4 protein-coding genes and 1 pseudogene are annotated in these 2,506 nt (G+C 72.0%); 1 reads left to right on the top strand and 4 read right to left on the bottom strand.

Features of this window, described 5'->3' with window-relative positions; all coding sequences use genetic code 11:
• Positions 1 to 191: integrase core domain-containing protein (locus NBZ85_RS30215; RefSeq protein WP_261563330.1), on the top strand; the 191-nt coding region annotated here is incomplete at its 5' end.
• Here the strand turns inward: NBZ85_RS30215 and NBZ85_RS34195 are convergent.
• The 4 genes and pseudogenes from NBZ85_RS34195 to NBZ85_RS30195 form a co-directional block, all read right to left on the bottom strand.
• Entirely contained in the window at positions 158 to 388 is a 231-nt protein-coding gene (locus NBZ85_RS34195) for a GNAT family N-acetyltransferase (RefSeq protein WP_261563329.1), read from the bottom strand. The genes NBZ85_RS30215 and NBZ85_RS34195 overlap by 34 nt on opposite strands.
• A 659-nt stretch (positions 389 to 1,047) precedes the next feature.
• Positions 1,048 to 1,401 (bottom strand): annotated as a pseudogene (locus tag NBZ85_RS30205) (GNAT family N-acetyltransferase); the annotation flags it as partial.
• A gap of 2 nt (positions 1,402 to 1,403) precedes the next feature.
• On the bottom strand, positions 1,404 to 1,901 hold the full coding sequence (locus NBZ85_RS30200; RefSeq protein ID WP_261560509.1) for a DMT family transporter: 498 nt from the start codon (positions 1,899 to 1,901) through the stop codon (positions 1,404 to 1,406).
• A complete protein-coding gene (locus NBZ85_RS30195) occupies positions 1,817 to 2,311 on the bottom strand; it encodes a hypothetical protein (RefSeq protein ID WP_261563328.1) in 495 nt (164 codons plus the stop codon). The genes NBZ85_RS30200 and NBZ85_RS30195 overlap by 85 nt, the downstream gene beginning before the upstream one ends.
• Positions 2,312 to 2,506 lie beyond the last annotated feature (195 nt).

Genomic DNA, 2,506 nt, shown 5'->3' with positions numbered 1-2,506 from the left:
AGACCCCACCCCGGACCCCGCGGGCGAACGCCTACGCCGAACGGTTCATCCGCACCGTCCGGACCGAGGCCACCGACCGCATGCTGATCTTCGATGAACGGCACCCGCGCACCGTCCTGACCGACCCGGACGGCCCGTGGACCACCCAACAAGCTGTTCAGGTGCGCTTCACCAGCACGGCCCGTGTGTAGAGCAGGTCGAATCCCTGGCGCTGCGCGTTCTGCTGGGACGTGGAGCCGGGTTGGGTGGTGACGACCGCGATGTCGCAGCCGGCGGTGACCGCGTCGGCGAGCCGGGCGGCCAGCAGCGCCGACTGCACGCCGCGACGCCGGTGCGCGGGCGCCGTCGCCGCGCCGGTGAGCTGCGTGACGCCGTCGGCCGTACGCATGCTGGCGCCGCCGGCGACCGACCCGTCACACAGCGCGAGGTAACGTCGAACACCGGCCGCTGCCATGTCGCGCACGGCGTCCACGAGCACCTCGCGCGGGAAGTCCTCGTGCGAGGGCACCCCCTGCGTGTCGGGGTGGGCGAAGCCGTCGGCACCGTCGGGTCGGCGAGATGGGCCAGCTCGACCTGGACCGGGGCGCCACAGGCCGCGAACGCCCGCTCGACCTCGTCGAGGTCGGCCGCCTCGGGCGCTCCGGCGAAGCCGAGTCCGGCGACCTTGTTCAGCGGTGAGCCCTCGTCGGCAAAGCTCGCCACGCCGCCGGCAAGGGGCGCGGCGAAGCCGGTTGCACCCGGTCGGCGGCGGCGGGACGCCTCGCTGCTTTCGGTGATGAGTTGGGCTTCGACCCGCTCGATACCCTCGGCGAGGGCGACGTCGCAGAACGGCGGCCGCCCGTCAAGACGGTGTGGCACAGGGACCTCCGGGGCTAGGGCCTGCGGTTCGCCGGCGGTCGGAGAAGCGAGCACGACCGGGTACGCCAGCGGCGGCATGACGCCCAGGTCGTAGGCGAACACGATCATGTCGCGCATGACGATCCCATGCTCACGGAGCGGGGGTTGGATGTAGGTGAAGTAGTCGGGTTTCACCGCGTGCATGCGGAACCCGCACTTCTGGTAGAAGGCGATGTTGTCGAGTGCGGAGTTCGCCGTTCCGACCAGGAGTGTCCGGCCGTGGGCGGGCAGCTCGGCCTGTATCGCGGCGACGATCTGCCTGCCGTAGCCGTTCCCTCGCTCGCCGGCCACGACCGCGAGGTACAGGATCTCGGCCGGCTCCGGCTCGCCCCAGCGTACGACCGCCGCCCCGACCGCCTGCTCGTCGACGAGCGCCGCATAGGTCTGGCAGGCGGGAGCACGCATCGCGGTCCGGATGCGCTCGTCGTCCTCCTCGGCGTCGTGCAGGATCGGCACCAGCTTCGCCGTCTCGGCTCCCGACACCGGGACACAGCGCACTGACATGATCAGGACTCCTTTTCGTGAGGTCCACGCGCACCGGCGTGGACTTCGGCCATGGCTGGGGGTTCGCCGGTGGTGCGATCCGCCGGGTCGTCGAGCGGTTGTTGCCGGGTGTGAGCGGAGGCGCTGTGCAGGAGCAGTGCCAGACCGACGAGGATGGCTGCGCCGCCCACCGACTGCGGCGTCGTCGGGCGCTCCCCGAGGAAGGCGACGGACGTGACCGTGCCGACCACCGGTGCCAGATTCAGTAGCTGACCGGCACGCACGGCGGGCACCCGGCCGATGCCTCGGTTGAACGCGACGCCGGCCACGACGCCGCAGAGCGCGACGGCGGCGCACGCGGCCCAGGCCGTGACACCGGCCGTGTCGAGCCGGCTGCCTCCCTCGATCCAGGCGATGGCGGCGAACGGTGCCGTGCTCAACGCGCCGCCTGTCGTCTGCCAGGCGGTGGCGTTGACGCCGTCGCCGGCGTCGCTGTAGCGGCGGGTGGCGACCAGGAACACCGCGGCCGCGACGACCGCGCCGAGGACGAACGGATAGCAGGGGTTCGGCCGCCAGCAGCAGGCTGCCGTTCGAGGCGCTGGTACGGGCCAGCCCCAGGTCGCCCAGCAGGAACGCCAGGCCAGGCACCAACGCTCCGAGCAGCAGGTGCCGCCCCGCCCCGCGCCGGTGCAGCCGCCGCGTCGACGCCGCCGAGCAGTACCACCGCCGCGCCGAGCAGTACCACCGCCGCGCCGAGCAGTACCACCGCGGCGCCGCCGAGTTCGACCGCCAGCAGGTCGGCCGGGTGCACGGCATGCAGGGCGGCCACCGAGACGGTGGTGCCCACCCCGTCGACGGCGGCGGCGACGAGGATCGTCACCTCGCCAGCTCGGGCCTGGATACCGGTCGTGGTGCCGTCGTGCGGTGCCACCGAAGCCTCCCGTCCCTGATACCACCCCATCGGTGGCGTAACCGCTGTAACGGTTATACCGGTTATCTAGGCCGTCAACTGGTTAACCTCGTACGGTGGTTAGGTGACGCAGGAGCCGGGTTGGCCAGGCCTCTCAGACGAGGAGCTCCTCGTGGCGGTGGCGAACACCGGGCACGGGGAGCACGACGAACTCGC

This window comes from Frankia tisae (genome assembly GCF_025403405.1).
Taxonomy (GTDB): domain Bacteria; phylum Actinomycetota; class Actinomycetes; order Frankiales; family Frankiaceae; genus Frankia; species Frankia tisai.
The sequence above is the reverse complement of the archived record's forward strand: the minus strand, read 5'-3'. Positions and strand labels throughout refer to the sequence as shown.

What these genes read in the sequence shown, in the direction of transcription:
- NBZ85_RS34195 (WP_261563329.1), bottom strand. Translation starts at nt 388, where the DNA reads ATGCGTACGGCCGACGGCGTCACGCAGCTCACCGGCGCGGCGACGGCG.